General features: G+C 60.9%; 14 protein-coding genes. 10 read left to right on the top strand and 4 right to left on the bottom strand.

Annotated features, from left to right (window positions below):
* Positions 1 to 72: 72 nt before the first annotated feature.
* The 6 genes from rng (at position 73) to tldD (ending at position 8,753) form a co-directional block, all read left to right on the top strand.
* A complete protein-coding gene (gene rng / locus AAHA39_RS16660) occupies positions 73 to 1,542 on the top strand; it encodes a ribonuclease G (protein ID WP_005340056.1) in 1,470 nt (489 codons plus the stop codon).
* Positions 1,543 to 5,439, top strand: coding sequence for a YhdP family protein (locus AAHA39_RS16655; RefSeq protein ID WP_320655804.1), 3,897 nt, complete (start codon positions 1,543 to 1,545; stop codon positions 5,437 to 5,439). It begins immediately after the preceding gene.
* A gap of 25 nt (positions 5,440 to 5,464) precedes the next feature.
* Positions 5,465 to 5,797 (top strand): Dabb family protein, encoded by a 333-nt coding sequence (locus AAHA39_RS16650; protein ID WP_198505685.1) that lies wholly within the window; start codon positions 5,465 to 5,467, stop codon positions 5,795 to 5,797.
* Positions 5,794 to 6,381 carry a nucleotidyltransferase domain-containing protein gene (locus AAHA39_RS16645; RefSeq protein WP_320655805.1) on the top strand — a complete coding sequence of 196 codons (588 nt, stop codon included), beginning with the start codon at positions 5,794 to 5,796 and terminating at the stop codon, positions 6,379 to 6,381. The genes AAHA39_RS16650 and AAHA39_RS16645 overlap by 4 nt, the downstream gene beginning before the upstream one ends.
* A gap of 19 nt (positions 6,382 to 6,400) precedes the next feature.
* Positions 6,401 to 7,234: a carbon-nitrogen hydrolase family protein gene (locus AAHA39_RS16640; protein WP_320655806.1), complete on the top strand. Its 834-nt coding sequence runs from the start codon at positions 6,401 to 6,403 to the stop codon at positions 7,232 to 7,234.
* Positions 7,235 to 7,304: 70 nt separating this feature from the next.
* Positions 7,305 to 8,753 carry a metalloprotease TldD gene (gene tldD / locus AAHA39_RS16635; protein ID WP_042032236.1) on the top strand — a complete coding sequence of 483 codons (1,449 nt, stop codon included), beginning with the start codon at positions 7,305 to 7,307 and terminating at the stop codon, positions 8,751 to 8,753.
* Between the two features lie 123 nt (positions 8,754 to 8,876).
* Here the strand turns inward: tldD and AAHA39_RS16630 are convergent, their stop codons facing one another.
* From AAHA39_RS16630 to AAHA39_RS16620, 3 genes are all read right to left on the bottom strand, one after another.
* Positions 8,877 to 9,080: a hypothetical protein gene (locus AAHA39_RS16630; protein ID WP_033112613.1), complete on the bottom strand. Its 204-nt coding sequence runs from the start codon at positions 9,078 to 9,080 to the stop codon at positions 8,877 to 8,879.
* 163 nt (positions 9,081 to 9,243) lie between these two features.
* Entirely contained in the window at positions 9,244 to 9,960 is a 717-nt protein-coding gene (locus AAHA39_RS16625) for a MarC family NAAT transporter (RefSeq protein WP_042032235.1), read from the bottom strand.
* A 139-nt stretch (positions 9,961 to 10,099) separates the two neighbouring features.
* On the bottom strand, positions 10,100 to 11,416 hold the full coding sequence (locus tag AAHA39_RS16620; protein ID WP_320655807.1) for an MFS transporter: 1,317 nt from the start codon (positions 11,414 to 11,416) through the stop codon (positions 10,100 to 10,102).
* Between the two features lie 178 nt (positions 11,417 to 11,594).
* Between AAHA39_RS16620 and AAHA39_RS16615 the strand changes: the two genes are divergently transcribed.
* Together AAHA39_RS16615 and aphA are read left to right on the top strand one after the other, a co-directional pair.
* Positions 11,595 to 12,269: a Dph6-related ATP pyrophosphatase gene (locus AAHA39_RS16615; protein ID WP_041209643.1), complete on the top strand. Its 675-nt coding sequence runs from the start codon at positions 11,595 to 11,597 to the stop codon at positions 12,267 to 12,269.
* 106 nt (positions 12,270 to 12,375) lie between these two features.
* Positions 12,376 to 13,095 carry an acid phosphatase AphA gene (gene aphA / locus AAHA39_RS16610; RefSeq protein ID WP_320655808.1) on the top strand — a complete coding sequence of 240 codons (720 nt, stop codon included), beginning with the start codon at positions 12,376 to 12,378 and terminating at the stop codon, positions 13,093 to 13,095.
* Between the two features lie 77 nt (positions 13,096 to 13,172).
* Here the strand turns inward: aphA and AAHA39_RS16605 are convergent, their stop codons facing one another.
* Positions 13,173 to 13,439: a hypothetical protein gene (locus AAHA39_RS16605; protein ID WP_033112538.1), complete on the bottom strand. Its 267-nt coding sequence runs from the start codon at positions 13,437 to 13,439 to the stop codon at positions 13,173 to 13,175.
* A gap of 168 nt (positions 13,440 to 13,607) precedes the next feature.
* On the opposite strand from AAHA39_RS16605, the gene AAHA39_RS16600 reads away from it, so the two are divergent.
* Both AAHA39_RS16600 and AAHA39_RS16595 read left to right on the top strand, forming a co-directional pair.
* The gene (locus AAHA39_RS16600; RefSeq protein WP_041209645.1) at positions 13,608 to 14,429 is read left to right on the top strand and encodes an HDOD domain-containing protein; all 822 of its coding nucleotides are present in this window, start codon (positions 13,608 to 13,610) and stop codon (positions 14,427 to 14,429) included.
* A 145-nt stretch (positions 14,430 to 14,574) separates the two neighbouring features.
* On the top strand, positions 14,575 to 15,078 hold the full coding sequence (locus AAHA39_RS16595; protein ID WP_320655809.1) for a GNAT family N-acetyltransferase: 504 nt from the start codon (positions 14,575 to 14,577) through the stop codon (positions 15,076 to 15,078).
* The last annotated feature ends 66 nt before the right edge of the window (positions 15,079 to 15,144 follow it).

Below are 15,144 nucleotides of genomic sequence, written 5' to 3'. Positions count from 1 at the left end.
GCGTTCGTCCTTGCGCGCGTTGTACCGGATTGGCTGTATAAGAATTCAAAACTGGAACAGGCAAGGTTACTTATGTCGGTAGAACTGCTGGTTAACGTTACCCCCTCCGAAACCCGGGTCGCCCTGGTCGAAAACGGTCTGCTGCAGGAAGTGCACGTAGAGCGTCAGGCCAAGCGCGGCATTGTCGGCAACATCTACAAAGGCAAGATCAGCCGGGTACTCCCGGGCATGCAGGCGGCCTTCGTCGATATCGGCATGGACAAGGCGGCCTTTTTGCATGCCTCCGATATCGTCCCCCACACCGAGTGTGTGGCGGTGAAGGAGAAGGAGCAGTTCCAGGTCGGCAACATCGCCGAGCTGGTGCGTCAGGGGCAGGACATCATGGTACAGGTGGTGAAAGACCCGCTGGGTACCAAGGGTGCCCGTCTGACTACCGACATCACCCTGCCATCCCGCTATCTGGTCTTTATGCCGGGCAGTGCCCACGTCGGCGTCTCCCAGCGTATCGAGTCCGAAGCCGAGCGCGAGCGTCTCAAGCGTACCGTGGCCGGTTATGTGGATGAACTGGGCGGCTACATCATCCGCACCGCCGCCGAAGGGGTGGGGGAGCAGGAGTTGGAGCAGGATGCAGCATTCCTGAAACGGCTGTGGCGCAAGATCCTCGAGCGCAAGCAGAAGTATCCCCCCTGCAAGATCCTCTACGAGGATCCCAGCCTGGCATTCCGGGTAGTGCGCGACTTCGTCGGTGCCGAGCTCGACAAGATCCGCGTTGACTCCCGTCAGAGCTTCGATCAGCTCAAGCGCTTCACCGAGGAGTACGTGCCGGAGCTGGCCAGCAAGCTGGAGTACTACCCCGGCGAGTCGCCCATCTTCGATCTTTACGACGTGGAGAACGAGATCCAGCGGGCGCTGGAGCGCAAGGTGGAGCTCAAATCCGGCGGCTACCTCATCATCGACCAGACCGAAGCCATGACCACGGTGGATATCAACACCGGCGCCTTTGTCGGCCATCGCAATCTGGAAGAGACCATCTTCAACACCAACGTCGAGGCGACGGCGGCCATCGCCCGTCACCTGCGCCTGCGCAATCTTGGCGGCATCATCATCATCGACTTCATCGATATGCAGTCCGAGGATCACCGCCGTCGGGTGCTGCACAGTCTGGAGCAGGCGTTGTCCAAGGACAGAGCCAAGACCAACGTCAACGGCTTCTCCCAGCTCGGTCTGGTGGAGATGACCCGCAAGCGCACCCGCGAGAGCCTGGAGCATGTGCTCTGCTCCGAGTGCCCCGAGTGCAAGGGGCGTGGCCGGGTCAAGACTGTGGAGTCGGTCTGCTTCGAGATCCTGCGGGAGATCATCCGGGTCAATCGCGCCTACGATGCGGATCAGTTCACCGTCTACGCTGCGCCTGCGGTGGCCGATTACCTCCATGGCGAGGAGTCCCACAGTCTGGCGGAGCTGGAAGTATTCATCGGCAAGCAGGTGCGGGTGGTGAGCGAACCCCTCTGCGGGCAGGAGCAGTTCGACGTGGTGATGATGTAATTGGTCTATCGCTGGCTGAGTCGGGGCTGGTTGGCCCTGGGGGTTCTGTTCGTACTGCTGGCCATGCTGGTCACCCTGGTACGGGTCGGAGGCCCTTTGCTGAATCAGTACCGGGAGAGTCTTATCAACTCTCTGCTCGGCGATTCGCAAATCAAGGTCAGCGTTGATCAGATTGGGTTGAGCTGGACACAGTCCGGCCCGGCCCTCGAGCTGCAACAGCTCGCCGTCGCCCCCGACTCCAGGCGCTATACCATCAAGCTCGGCAAGGCCTGGGTTCATCTCGATTTCTGGCGTACCCTCAACCAGCTCAAGCCGGTCTTTGGCGAGCTGATCCTGAGCGATGGCGATATCACTCTCGACTTCAGCCAACCGGCTGACGACAGCCCCTCCGGCGATCCCCAGCAGGGTGCCCTGCTGCGCTTTCTGCTGACCCAGCTCTCCACCTTTGATGTACACGATACCCGCCTCAGTGTCACTACTGCGCTCGGTGACATGCGGGCACTCGATATCGCCCATCTGCGCTGGCAGAACCGCGGCAAGCGCCATCAGGGGGTCGGCAAGGCCTATCTCATCAACGGGGTGGGCGAGAGCACCCTCGACCTGATCCTCGATGTTGAAGCACCGGAAGCGCGTCTCGATCGCCTCAAGGGGCAGCTCTATCTTGGCGCCAACCGCCTCGATATCAGCCCCATGCTGGCGCGGATCCACGCTGGCGAGCCGACCATCACCGGCCTGCTCGACTTTCAGCTCTGGAGCGATTTCGCCAACGGTCAGCTGGGCAATACCCTGCTGGCATTCGGATCCAACTACCTGATCTGGAAGGATCCCAAGAAAGGGGATATGCACCGTTTCGGCCTCGATGGCGGCAAGATCCAGCTACGCCGGGACGGTACCGACTGGCAACTGGCGAGCCACAACGTCACCTTCAAGCTGGACGGCAAACCCTGGTTGCAGAGCCGCTTGCAGCTGGAGCGGATCGGGGATCGGGTGCAGGGCTATCTGCCCAGCATAGAGTTCGACAAGATCACCCAGATGAGTCAGCTGGTCTCGGCGCTCTACCCGACGCTCTGCGAGACCCTGCGCCAGACCAATCCGCAGGGCTCGGTGCAGGACCTCACCTTGCTGGCCAACGCCAATTGGCAGGATCTCTCCCTCAGTGGTCGTTTCAGCAAGGTTCGCCTCAAAGCGTGGCAGGATGTACCCGGGATGCAGGATCTCAACGGCGAGTTCTGGCTGACCCCAACGGGAGGCAGTGCCAGACTGGCGCTGGCCAAGGACACGCTGGATCCGGCCCGCCACTTCAAGGAGCCGATCCCGGTCGACAGCTTCTCGGCCCGTCTCGACTGGTGGCGTGAGACACAGGGCTGGGTGATCTACGGGCAGGATATCGCGCTGGATAACCCGGATTTGACCCTGGCCAGCCGCTTTCGCCTCGATCTGTTCGAGCACCCTTTCCTCGCGCTGACCGGCCGCATCGATGTAAAGAATGCGGGTCATGCCTATCGCTACTTCCCGCTGCAGGTGATGGACAAGGAGCTGGTTGATTACCTGAGTGGCGCCATCAAGGGGGGCAAGGCCAAAGGGGCCGACCTGCTCTGGTATGGCGAGTTCAGGGATTTTCCCTACGAGAAGGGTGAGGGCATCTTCCAGGTGGCGGTGCCGCTGGAGCAGGCCACCTACGAATTCTTCCCCGGTTGGCAACCACTTACCGACCTGCAGATCGATCTCTTGTTCCAGAATGCCAGCCTCGATATGCGCAGCCGCTCGACGAAACTGGGCAAGGCGAGCTCCGATTCGGTGCATGCCTGGATCCCCGATCTCGCACCGGGTGGCCATCTTTACGTGGATGCGCAGGTTCAGGGCGAGGGCAAAGCCATCAGCGACTATCTGCAGGACTCCCCGTTGGGCAGTTCGGTGGGACAGGCGCTGGAGGAGATCGAGGTGCGTGGCCCGCTCAAGGGGGCGCTCAAGCTCGATATCCCCCTCGACGGCGAGAGCGAGGTGAAGGCGAGCGGCGATGCCACCTTCAACAACAACAAGGTGCGGGTTGCCAGTCTGGATCTGCCGCTGGAGAAGGTGCAGGGGCGGCTTGAATATGACAACGAGCAGACCCGCTTCAGCAACCTCAGGGCGACCCTGTGGAATCAGCCGCTCACCCTCAACTATCAGGGGCGCCAGCATCCTGACCGCTATCAGGTCGATCTCGATTTCAAAGGCCAGTGGGATAGCCGCCGCCAGCCCGCTGCCATCTCCTCATACGGCATCCTCAACGGCCGCAGCAACTGGGGCGGCAAGCTGGGGCTGACCTTGCCCGATGACAAGCCGTTCAGCTTCCAGCTGGGTCTCGACTCCACCTTGCAGGGGATGGCACTCGATCTCCCTTCGCCACTGGCCAAGAGCAGTGGCAGCCGCCTGCCGCTCACCGTGATCGCTCGTGGCCGGGATGGCAGTGCCGATATTCGCGCCGTGCTGGGGGCGGATGTCGATATGCAGACCAGATTGGTTTACGGCGAAGGTGTGCCCTATCTGAGCCGGGTGCGGGTCGATGTGGGCCAGCCGGGCGCGCGGGTACTGCGCGATGTTCCCATGCTGCTCGCCATCAACCAGCAGGAGGCCGATGTCGGCGGCTGGCTGGCCCGACTCAAGCAGTGGCTGCCCTCCGGCAATGCGCCGACCGGTACTGCCGTGGTTGGCCCCTCTTTCCTGCCGCAGGAGTGGTGGGTGGATGGCCGGCTGGCGCGGGCGAATATCGGCAGTGCCACCATCAAGGCGACTCACTTCACGGTGGGGCCGGTCAATCAGGCGACCGAGGTGATGCTCGACAGTCCCGATGTGATGGGGGTGATCCGCATTCCTGTGGTGGCCAACCGCCCGGTCGACGCCAAGTTTGCCCGTATCTACTGGTCCGGCAAAAGCGAAGAGTTGAGCCCGGATCCCGACGCCAAACAGGATAACGCCATCATGGCCTCCATCCCCTGGTTGAAGGTGAGCTGCGTCGATTGCCGTTTTGGCGAGTTGCCGCTCGGCGAAGTGAAAGGCGAGCTGCTGCCGGGCGCCAACAAGGTGACCCTCAAGGATCTGGATATCCGGCTGGCGGGCAGCCAACTCACCGGCAGCGTCGACTGGCTGGCCGATGGCAACCGGATGGAGACCCGCGCACGTGGCAAGCTGACCAGCAAGAACAGCGAGCTGCTGCTCAAGCGGCTCGGCTACACCTCGCCCATCGGTGATGCACCCGGCTCCCTCGCCTTTGATCTCAACTGGCAGGATGTGCCCTACCGCCCGAACCTGCCAACGCTGGGGGGCAGTGCCAACTATCAGCTGGAAGGCGGCACCCTGCGCGAGGTGAACGACAAGGGGGCCCGGCTGCTCTCCCTGCTTAGCCTCGACTCCCTGCTGCGCAAGTTGCGCCTCGATTTTCGCGATGTGTTCGACAAAGGCTTCTATTTCGAATCCATGTCTGCCTCTGCCAAGATCAAGCAGGGGGTAGTGGATAACCAGGACTTCTTTATGAAAGGGGCCGCCGGCAATCTGCGCGGCGAGGGGATTGCCGATCTGGTGCGCTGGCGGCTCGATTACGAGCTGAGCTTCTCCCCCAATCTGGGGGGCACCCTGCCGGTCGTGGCCGCCTTCTCCATCACGCCGGTGACCGGCCTTTATGTGCTGGCCCTCTCCAAGCTGCTGGAGCCGGTGGTGGATGTGGTGACCCGCATCGATTTTCGCATCTCGGGCCCGCTCGACGATCCCAAGCTGATCGAAGCTGGCCGGGATCGCGCTCGCATCAAGCTCAACCAGCAGCAAAAAGAGGCGGTCGATGCAGTGGCGCCCAAGTTGCCTGCGGCCAAGAGCAGTCCCTTTCTGCTGAATCCGCAACCGGGTAGCCCGAACCAGCCCTGACCTGCACCATCACAAGGAGTGAGCCATGATCCGACATATCCTGCTGATCGCCTTCAAACAAGGCACCTTGCCTGACCAGATTGCGGCTGTGCGAGCCGCCTTTCTGGCCATTCCCCATCAGGTCAGCGGCGTCACCTCCGTCGAGTGGGGGCGTGATGACAGCCCGGAAGGGCGGGCCGAGGGGTTTACCCATAGCGTGCTGATGACCTTCGCCGACGAGGCTGCCCGCCAGCGCTATCTGCCCCACCCTGATCATGATGCCCTCAAGGCCATCTTCCGCCCGGTGCTGGAGCGCATCATAGTGCTGGATTACACCCTGCAACCCGGGGATGCGGTTGCTGTCGGGGTTCCGTCATGATGGAGGATGAGCGCTTGGGCAAGATTCCACCGCTTCAATTCGCGTTGTTGCAGGCCGTCGTGGAACATGGCAAAGCCCATCCTGCGATTGATGCCGGGGTTGTGGTCGGGTCGCTTGCAAAGGGCAAAGCAGACCGGGTGTCCGATGTCGATGTCTTGTTGCTGGCCGAGCCTGGCTTTCATAAACAGGGAGAGACTCTTGTACGCTCCATTGTGGGTGAGCGGGCAGTCTTTCACTGCTGGCAAGGAAGACATGAAGAGGTCTGTTCATACTGGCGGTTCATCTTCCTCGACATGTCCAGCATCGAGATCCATATCCTTGATCGGGGGGCTGAGTTCCCCCTTGCCAAACCTTACTTGCCACTGTTCGATAAAACCTCCTCCCTTGGTGCGCTTGAGGTAGCTGGCCCCGCCCCAAGCCATTGGGACTTTCCTGCCTATATGGCCGAAGGGGATGGGCTGGTGTGGGAGTTGTTCGATTGCCTCAAATGGGCGGAACGGGGCCAGCGTGGCTTGGTCAGGCATCATCTTCGCAAGCTGCTGGCCGAGATGGATAAAGACCCAAATATTGTGGATCGCGATTAACGCGGACAAGGAGAGAGTCATGTGGTTAGCCGCAATACAGCTGGTATCTGGCCGTCACTGGCAGGATAACCGGGAGCAGATCGCCGCCGAGCTGGCCGCCTTGCCCAAAGAGCGGCCGCTACTGGTGGTGCTGCCGGAGAACTTTGCCCTCTTTGGTGAACGGCAGGGCTATCTGGATGGCGCCGAGGCAATCGGCCCCGACCCCAGCCCCGATCTGGGCGAAGCCGCGCCCATCCAGCAGCAACTGGCCGAGTGGGCCCGAGATTACGGCATCTGGCTGGTGGCGGGGGCTATGCCGACCACCATCGCCGGTTCCGACCATATCCACACCAGCTCGCTGGTGTTTGATCCAAGCGGTGAGCTCAGGGGCCACTACCACAAGATCCACCTATTCGATGTGGATGTGGCGGACAATCACGGTCGCTATCGGGAGTCGGAGACATTCAGCCCCGGCGAGGAGCCTGTGGTGGTGGACTCCCCCTTTGGTCCCCTTGGCCTCTCGATCTGTTATGATTTGCGCTTTCCCGAGCTGTATCGCCAGTTGGCCCGTGCCGGTGCCCGCGTGCTGCTGGTGCCTGCCGCCTTTACCGCCGTGACCGGCGAGGCGCACTGGGAGCCGCTGCTGCGGGCTCGCGCCATCGAAAACCAGTGCTACGTAGTTGCTGCCAATCAGGGCGGCACTCACGAGACGGGGCGCCAGACCTGGGGCCACAGCATGGTGATCGATCCATGGGGCCGGGTGCTGGCCAGCAAGGAGTCCGGGCGTGGCACCGTATTGGCGCAGATGGAGCCCGGATTTATCGACGAATTGCATCGCACCATGCCAGTGCTGACCCATGCCCGTTTGTTGTGATGGCGTGGCTTGTTGCCAACCCGTCGGCAAGACGATTTAAAACATCTCGTTACGAGAGTGGAGAAGAAGATTGAGTCTATTGAGCCAGGTTAGTGCCTCCCTGTTGGCCCCCAACGACCTCGACGAAGGGCGCTTGCAGCAGCTGCTCGGCAGCCTGATGAGCCATCAGGTGGAGTTCGGTGACCTCTATTTCCAGCGCAGCTGGCACGAGTCCTGGATGCTGGAAGATGGCATCGTCAAGGATGGCAGCTACAACATCGATCAGGGGGTCGGGGTGCGCGCCGTCAGCGGCGAGAAGACCGGCTTTGCCTACTCGGACGAGCTGAGCCTGCTGGCGCTGCAACAGTCGGTGACTGCCGCCCGCGGCATCGCCGCTGCCGGTGCTCACGGCAAGGTGAAGGCGTGGGCGCGCACCGAAGCGAACCTGCTCTATCCGGCCATGGATCCGCTGCAGACCCTCGACAAGCAGCAGAAGATCGCCCTGCTGGAGCAGATGGACAAGTTCGCCAGAAGTCTGGATCCCGCCATCAATCAGGTAATGGCTTCCATCAGCGGTGTTTACGAAGAGGTGCTGGTGGCCGCGACCGATGGTACTCTGGCTGCCGATATTCGCCCGCTGGTGCGGCTGTCTGTGACCGTGATTGCCGAGAAGGGCGATCGTCGCGAGCGCGGCAGTGCCGGTGGTGGTGGCCGCTTTGGTTACGACTGGTTCCTCGAACTGGACGGGCTGGAGAGCCGCGCCTTTGGCTATGTGCGCGAAGCGGTGCGTCAGGCGCTGGTCAACCTCGACGCCATCGATGCACCGGCCGGTACCATGCCGGTGGTGCTCGGCGCCGGCTGGCCCGGCGTGCTGCTGCACGAGGCAGTGGGTCACGGTCTGGAGGGGGACTTCAACCGCAAGGGTTCTTCCGCGTTTGCTGGCCGCATCGGCGAGCAGGTGGCTTCCAAACACTGCACCATCGTCGATGACGGCACCCTGCCGGGTCGGCGTGGCTCCGTCTCCATCGATGACGAGGGGACGCCGGGTGGCTACAACGTGCTGATCGAGAACGGTATCCTCAAGGGTTACCTGCAGGACAAGCAGAATGCCCGTCTGATGGGTGTGCCGCTCACCGGCAACGGTCGCCGCGAATCCTATGCCGCCATGCCGATGCCGCGCATGACCAACACCTACATGCTGGCGGGTCAGTACGATCCGGCCGAGATCATCGCCTCGGTGAAGAAGGGCATCTATGCCCCCAACTTCGGCGGCGGTCAGGTGGACATCACTTCCGGCAAGTTTGTCTTCTCCGCCTCCGAGGCCTACCTCATCGAGGATGGCAAGATCACCGCCCCCATCAAGGGCGCGACTCTGATCGGCAACGGCCCCGAGGCGATGAGCCAGGTCTCCATGGTGGGTAGCGATCTTGCGCTGGATCGCGGCGTCGGCATCTGCGGCAAGGAGGGGCAGAGCGTGCCGGTCGGTGTCGGCCAGCCCACCCTTAAACTGGATCAGCTCACCGTGGGTGGTACCCAGTAAGCGAAGTGAGTCGTAACCCGGCGATATGCAGACCCCGGCCATGTGCCGGGGTTTTTGTTATTCGGAGTCATTGAAAACAAAAAGCCCCGGTCAGTGGGCCGGGGCTGGTAAGGATACAGAGTATCAGTTGACTGATATTGCGCGGGCGTCGATGAAGTAGCGGGCGTTGCCCTGCTTGTCGATCTGGATCTTGGCCACCAGTTGCTCCTGCTCCTTGTATTCCCAACGTTGCTCGATCTTGGCGAGGGATGGGCTTGTGACCCCAACCACGTTCAGGTACTCATGAAACAGGCTATGGCTCCCTATTTCGGTCAGCATCTTATCCATCTGCATACTCTCCTGAAGTTGAGTGGGTATTCATCAACAAACCTATCAGCGTCCATCTGAATACAGTCTGTATGAAAAACAAACTAACTCATTCATGTGTCAATAACATGATCAGGAACAAGATCAGTGCAGATCGTCAGGGACTTTTTGATACCGTTTTCAATCACTGCTGGTGCGGCTTCGGCAGCTGATCAAAATGGCCATCCATCTGCGGCAAATGGGGAGTTGTTTGAACCGCAGGTGCACCATGGAATACCGGATCCTGTGCAACCTCCTTGATACCGTTGATGCAGAACTGCATACCCATGCAGACCAGCAGGAAGCCCATGATGCGGGTCATGGCGTCGATGCCGGTGGCGCCGAGGATCTTGCAGACCGGGTCGGCCAGTTTGAGCACGCCCCAGCTGATCAGGCTCATCAGGGCAAATGCCGTTACTACGCCACCATAGATGGACAGACGCTCGTACTCGGCCGGCAGCTCGGCAATCTGGGCTGCGCCACTGATTACCAGTGCCATGGTGCCCGGGCCACACATGCTTGGCATGGTGAGCGGAACGAAGGCGATGCTCTGGTTGATCTCCACCCCGCTGGACTGGCTGGGGGCGGGGAACAGCATGCGAAAACCGATAAAGCCGATGATGAGGCCGCCCGCCAGGCGCAGCCCCGGGATGGAGATCCCGAACAGATCCAGGATGGAGGAGCCGATGAAGAAGGTGATGCAGAGGGTGCAGAAGAGATAGATGGCAGCCAGATTGACCTGGCGGCGCACATGCTCGCGCGACATCCCCTTGCTCAGCCCCAGCAGCAGGGTGGCCGTGGTGGGCGGGTTGACCATGGGCAGCAGCGCCAGCAAGGTGAGTAATACGACCTGAAAGAACATCTTGAGCCTCGGATAAAGAGTTGAAAGTCATGGGGGCGAGCGGGTGGCATGCCCCAGAGGGAGGCTATCTTATGTTGGCCAAACTGAACATAAGCAGTACAACAAAGCCCCGGCATCTGCCGGGGCTTTGTTGTTCGGGTCAGGCCGCTTGCGGCGCTTGCTGTGGCCGGTTGCGCTGCTGCAGCCAGAGCCAGCAGCCGATGACAAAACCCAGTGCCGACAGGCTTACCACGTAGTGGGAGGGGGCCAGCACATCGCTTGCCATCCAGAGGGTGACCAGCATCGGAGTCAGTCCGCCAAAGATGGCGTAGGCCACGTTGTAGGAGAAAGAGAGACCGGAGAAGCGCACCACCGGCGGGAAGGCATTGACCATCACGTAGGGAACCGCGCCGACAATCCCGACCGCGAAGCCTGCCAGCATATAGAGCGGCACCAGCTGGCTCATGCCGGAGGCGATCCCGTGATAGAAGGCGTAGCTGGAGCCAGCCAGCAGCAGGGAGCCCAGCATGAAGGTGGGGCCGCTGCCCAGCAGGTCGATCACCCGGCCATAGAGAATGCAGCCAAGGGTGAGGGCAACGATGGCCAGCGAGTTGGCGGTCAGCGCCTCGGCCGGAGTGATGCCATAGACCTTCTGCAGGTAGGTGGGGGTCATCAGGATCACCACCACAATACCGGCGGAGAGCAGCCAGGTGAGCAGCATGGAGACCACTACGCTGCTCTTGTGGTTGCGCAGTACCGTCTTGAGGGGGAGCTCGTCGGCCAGTGCTTTATTGGCCTGCATCTCGGCAAAGACCGGGGTTTCGTGCAGCCAGCGGCGCAGGTACATGGCGACGATGCCGAACACGCCGCCGAGGACGAAAGCGAGTCGCCAGCCCCAGTCGGTCACATCGCTCGGGCTCATGCCGCGGTTGATGGCGGTGGCTACCAGAGAGCCGAGCAGGATGCCGGCCGTCAGCCCGGCAGTGAGCGTGCCGCAGGCGACACCGACCCGGCGGGCAGGCACGTGCTCCGCCACGAAGACCCAGGCTCCCGGCACTTCGCCACCGATGGCGGCGCCCTGCAGGATCCGCAACAGCAGCAACAGCAGCGGTGCGGCGATACCGAGCACCGCATAGGTTGGCAGCAGGCCGATCAGCAGGGTGGGCAGCGCCATCATGATGATGCTGAGGGTGAACATCCGCTTGCGACCGATGAGGTCGCCAAAGTGGGCCATGATGATGCCGCCGAGCGGACGAGCCAGATAGCCGGCTGCGAAGATGCCGAAGGTCTGGAACTGGCGCAGCCACTCCGGAATGTCGGCCGGGAAGAATAGTTCACCGATGACCACGGCGAAGAAGACGAAGATGATGAAGTCGTAAAACTCCAGCGCACCGCCGAGGGCGGCCAGTCCCAGCGTTTTGTAGTCCTGCCGGTTGAGGGGGCGGGCGTGATCGTACTGTTGTGTCACTGTCGTCATATCCTTATGTTTCCCATCGCTTTTTTAGTTATTGTTGAGCCCGGGCAAGGGGCATATACAGGTGATCGAGAGTATGCTGCTCGCCGCTTGCATGTAAATCGCGCAATTCGCAACACTGTCTTGCATCTTTTTGGGGCAGCCTTTTGGGAAACCCGGAGCGCCCCGCGACGGAGGATTGATGGAAAAGAAACGGGTACTGCTCTCATGGAGCAGCGGCAAGGATTGTGCGTGGGCACTGCATCAGCTGCGGCAAGATCCAGCCATCGAGGTAGTAGGGCTGTTCACCACCCTCAATCAGGAGTTCGAGCGGGTGGCGATGCACGGGGTGCGCAAGCAGCTGTTGACCGAGCAGGCCGCCTGTGTCGGTCTGCCCCTCATCACCATCGATCTGCCCTGGCCCTGCAGCAACGAGGATTACGCCCGCATCATGACCGGCTTTATCGCCGATGTGGTTGCGCAGGGGATCCGCCATATGGCGTTTGGCGATCTCTTCCTTGAGGATGTGCGAGCCTACCGGGAGAAACAGCTGGCCGGTACCGGCATCGAGCCGCTCTTCCCGCTCTGGGGCAGCAACACCAGGGAGCTGGCGCAGCAGATGATGACGGCGGGGTTGAAGGCGAAGATCAGCACCCTGGATCCGAAAAAGCTGGATGGTGCGCTGGGGGGCCATGAGTTTGACGAGGCACTGCTGGCTGCTCTGCCCGAGGGGGTCGACCCTTGTGGCGAGAACGGCGAGTTTCACACCCTGGCCTACGACGGCCCGATGTTTTCGCGCCCACTCGGGATCCGGGTCGGTGAGACAGTGGTGCGCGATGGCTTTGTCTTTACCGATCTGCTGCCAATCGAAGATTAATTATCGGGCGCCAAATGCTCCCTTTTGCCGGGAGATTCACAGTTTGCCAGGCTGCAAGGGGGCACTATTGGCCCCCTCTTTTGTTTGAAGATAAAGGCGCTTTTTTATGAAACTGAACGCCCGTCCGGCGCTGCTTGCCACCTTGTTGGCTACCATCCTCGCCATGCCAGCAGTTGCCCGTGAGGCAGCTACGCTCCAGCCGGTTCCTGCCGGTGTTACCACTGTGACTCTGGCCCAGCAGGCCCCCATCCACTGGGTCTCGGTGGAGCAGATTGCCAAGAGCCTGGATGGATTGCCGCCGATGGCAGTCGGCTTTGATATCGACGACACCCTGCTCTTCTCCAGCCCGGGGTTTTATCGCGGCAAGCAGGAGTTCTCTCCCAACGACGAGAGCTACCTGAAGAACCCGGCCTTCTGGGAGAAGATGAACAACGGTTGGGATGAATTCAGTGTGCCGAAAGAGGTGGGCAAGGCGCTCATCGCCATGCACCTCAAGCGCGGCGATCACATCTATTTCGTCACCGGTCGTTCAGCTACCAAGACCGAGACGGTGAGCAAGACCTTGCAGCAGACTATGAATATTCCGGCCGATCAGCTCAACCCGGTGATCTTTGCCGGCGACCAGCCGGGGCAGAATACCAAGGTGCAGTGGCTCAAGGATAAGCAGATGAAGATCTTCTACGGCGATGCCGATGGCGACATCAAGGCGGCGCAGGAGATCGGCATTCGCGGCATTCGTCTGCTGCGCTCGGCCAACTCCACCTACCGGCCACTGCCGCTGGCGGGGGCGCTGGGGGAAGAGGTGATCATCAACTCCCAGTTCTGATCGCCTGGTGTGCAGCAGATGTAAAAAGGGCGGGGCCATCGGCACCCGCCCTTTTTGCATCCGTCATCAAGCTCGGGTCAGTCGTCTGCCCATGGCATCTCGGGCAGGCTGTCGAGGAACTCGCCATAGCGGGTCAGATTGAAGGGGCCCTGATCGGCCTCCATCGCCATCAGCTCGGCACCGAGGGCGCAGGCGATATATTGCAGTGCCTCTTCCCGCGGGGTGCCCTTCATCACCAGTCTCATCAAGGTAGCTTTCACGTGGGGCGGGTGACCGTCGTTGAGCTGGTTCTCCACCATCTCCAGCAACGCGTCTTCGTCAAAAAATTCCTGAGAGTCGTTCATCGGTTTTTCGCATCAGTGAGTGAGGAGCGCAGTATAACCCGAAGAGGAGCGGCTCCCGTTTACCATCCACACAAACAATCCGATCACGCAGCCATTTGTTACTCATAATTAACGGGAGTTTGCCGCGGCAAACAGGTTGGAACACAGATAACATGGATGGACACGCCTATGCCCACGATAGATTCCCTGCTGGCTGAGCCCAAGCTACTGCCCCAGATCCCGGAAGTGATGCGCGATTTGATCCAGACCTTCAATGAAAAGGATCCGGATCTGCTGAAGATCAGCAAGCTGATCAACAAGGACCCAGTCATCTCCGCCAAGCTGCTGCGTTTGGCCAACTCGGCCAAGTTCGGCAGCAGTCGCCAGATCGGTACCGTCAATGAAGCTGCGGTGCGGCTTGGACTGGCGATGGTGCGCAACATGGTGCTGGCCTGCGGGCTGACCGAATCGGTCACTGCGGTGCCCGGCATTGACCTCAAACATTTCTGGGGCTGCGTGTTCAACGTGGCGGAGCTGGCGCGTCGTCTGGCGGTGAAGAAGGGAATGAAGGGGGATGAGGTCTTTACCTGTGCCCTGCTCTATGACCTTGGCCGACTGGTGATGCATGTGGGGCTGCCGGAAAACACCGTCCACCACATTCACGATCTGGAATTGCACAAGGGGCGGGCCAAGGCGGAAGAGCTGGTGGTCGGCTTCAACTATGCCCAGGTCGGTGCCGCCATGGCGCGATACTGGAAGTTCCCAGAGACCATCAGCAACGCGGTGGAGTATCACTACAATCCCATGCTGGCCAAAGAGTTCTCCGCCGAGGCGGGGCTTATCCATCTGGCGATCGTGCTGGCAGCGCAATCCGATGTGGGTGAAGAAGCGCCACCCGAGTGGCCTGCCAAAGTAGCGGAGAAGCTGGGGCTCTCCTGGGCCGATTGCGCAGCCCAGTTCACTGCGCTGCGCGAGCAGGGTAATGGCTATGCCGGGTTGCTGGCCGCCTGACTGACTGCTCTGCTACCGCTGTGTGACATCGTAAAAAGGGGCCGAGGTTGGCCCCCTTTTCATGGCCGTGAGCCCGCTATTGCTTGTCAGCCGGTTGCCGAGGGGGCACTCTGCTGACTTCGCCTGTTTTGAGAGAGCCCTTGCCATGATTACCTCCCCCCGTCTCGTTCTGCGTGAACTGACCATCACCGACGCCCCCTTCATTCTCGAGCTGCTCAATGATGCCGATTTCCATCGTTACATCGGCGATCGGGGAGTTCGCACACTTGAACAGGCGCAGGAGTATATCCAGCAGGGGCCAGCGGTGAGCTATGCCCGTCATGGTCATGGCCTCTATCTGGTCGAGCGCAGGGAAGATGGCGCCAGCCTCGGTATCTGCGGTCTTATCAAGCGCGACAGCTTGCCCCGTGAAGATATCGGCTACGCCTTCCTGCCGCAGTATCGCGGTCATGGTTACGCCATTGAGGCCGCACAGGCAGCCATCGCCGATGGCAAAAGCCGGTTGGGGATCGGGCAGGTGATTGCCATCGTCACGCCGGGCAACGAGCGATCAATCGGCCTGTTGGCCAAGCTGGGACTGGTTCGCAGCCGTCTGGTCAAATTGAGTGAAGATGCTGATGAGTGCCTGTTGCTTGAAGCTGAAGGGTGAGCTTATAGGGGAGAAATATTGCCGATTGGCTGTGTGTATCGTCAGGGAAGACGAGGTCGCATCAAA

Source organism: Aeromonas sp. SE22 (genome assembly GCF_038739755.1).
Lineage (GTDB): Bacteria > Pseudomonadota > Gammaproteobacteria > Enterobacterales > Aeromonadaceae > Aeromonas > Aeromonas jandaei.
Note: the sequence above shows the minus strand (reverse complement) of the source record. Positions and strands in the feature narration are given on the sequence as shown.

What these genes read in the sequence shown, in the direction of transcription:
- AAHA39_RS16595 (WP_320655809.1), top strand. Translation starts at nt 14,575, where the DNA reads ATGATTACCTCCCCCCGTCTCGTTCTGCGTGAACTGACCATCACCGAC.
- AAHA39_RS16645 (WP_320655805.1), top strand. Translation starts at nt 5,794, where the DNA reads ATGATGGAGGATGAGCGCTTGGGCAAGATTCCACCGCTTCAATTCGCG.
- AAHA39_RS16650 (WP_198505685.1), top strand. Translation starts at nt 5,465, where the DNA reads ATGATCCGACATATCCTGCTGATCGCCTTCAAACAAGGCACCTTGCCT.
- rng (WP_005340056.1), top strand. Translation starts at nt 73, where the DNA reads ATGTCGGTAGAACTGCTGGTTAACGTTACCCCCTCCGAAACCCGGGTC.
- AAHA39_RS16615 (WP_041209643.1), top strand. Translation starts at nt 11,595, where the DNA reads ATGGAAAAGAAACGGGTACTGCTCTCATGGAGCAGCGGCAAGGATTGT.
- AAHA39_RS16620 (WP_320655807.1), bottom strand. Translation starts at nt 11,416, where the DNA reads ATGACGACAGTGACACAACAGTACGATCACGCCCGCCCCCTCAACCGG.
- AAHA39_RS16625 (WP_042032235.1), bottom strand. Translation starts at nt 9,960, where the DNA reads ATGTTCTTTCAGGTCGTATTACTCACCTTGCTGGCGCTGCTGCCCATG.
- aphA (WP_320655808.1), top strand. Translation starts at nt 12,376, where the DNA reads ATGAAACTGAACGCCCGTCCGGCGCTGCTTGCCACCTTGTTGGCTACC.
- AAHA39_RS16640 (WP_320655806.1), top strand. Translation starts at nt 6,401, where the DNA reads ATGTGGTTAGCCGCAATACAGCTGGTATCTGGCCGTCACTGGCAGGAT.
- AAHA39_RS16600 (WP_041209645.1), top strand. Translation starts at nt 13,608, where the DNA reads ATGCCCACGATAGATTCCCTGCTGGCTGAGCCCAAGCTACTGCCCCAG.
- AAHA39_RS16630 (WP_033112613.1), bottom strand. Translation starts at nt 9,080, where the DNA reads ATGGATAAGATGCTGACCGAAATAGGGAGCCATAGCCTGTTTCATGAG.
- AAHA39_RS16605 (WP_033112538.1), bottom strand. Translation starts at nt 13,439, where the DNA reads ATGAACGACTCTCAGGAATTTTTTGACGAAGACGCGTTGCTGGAGATG.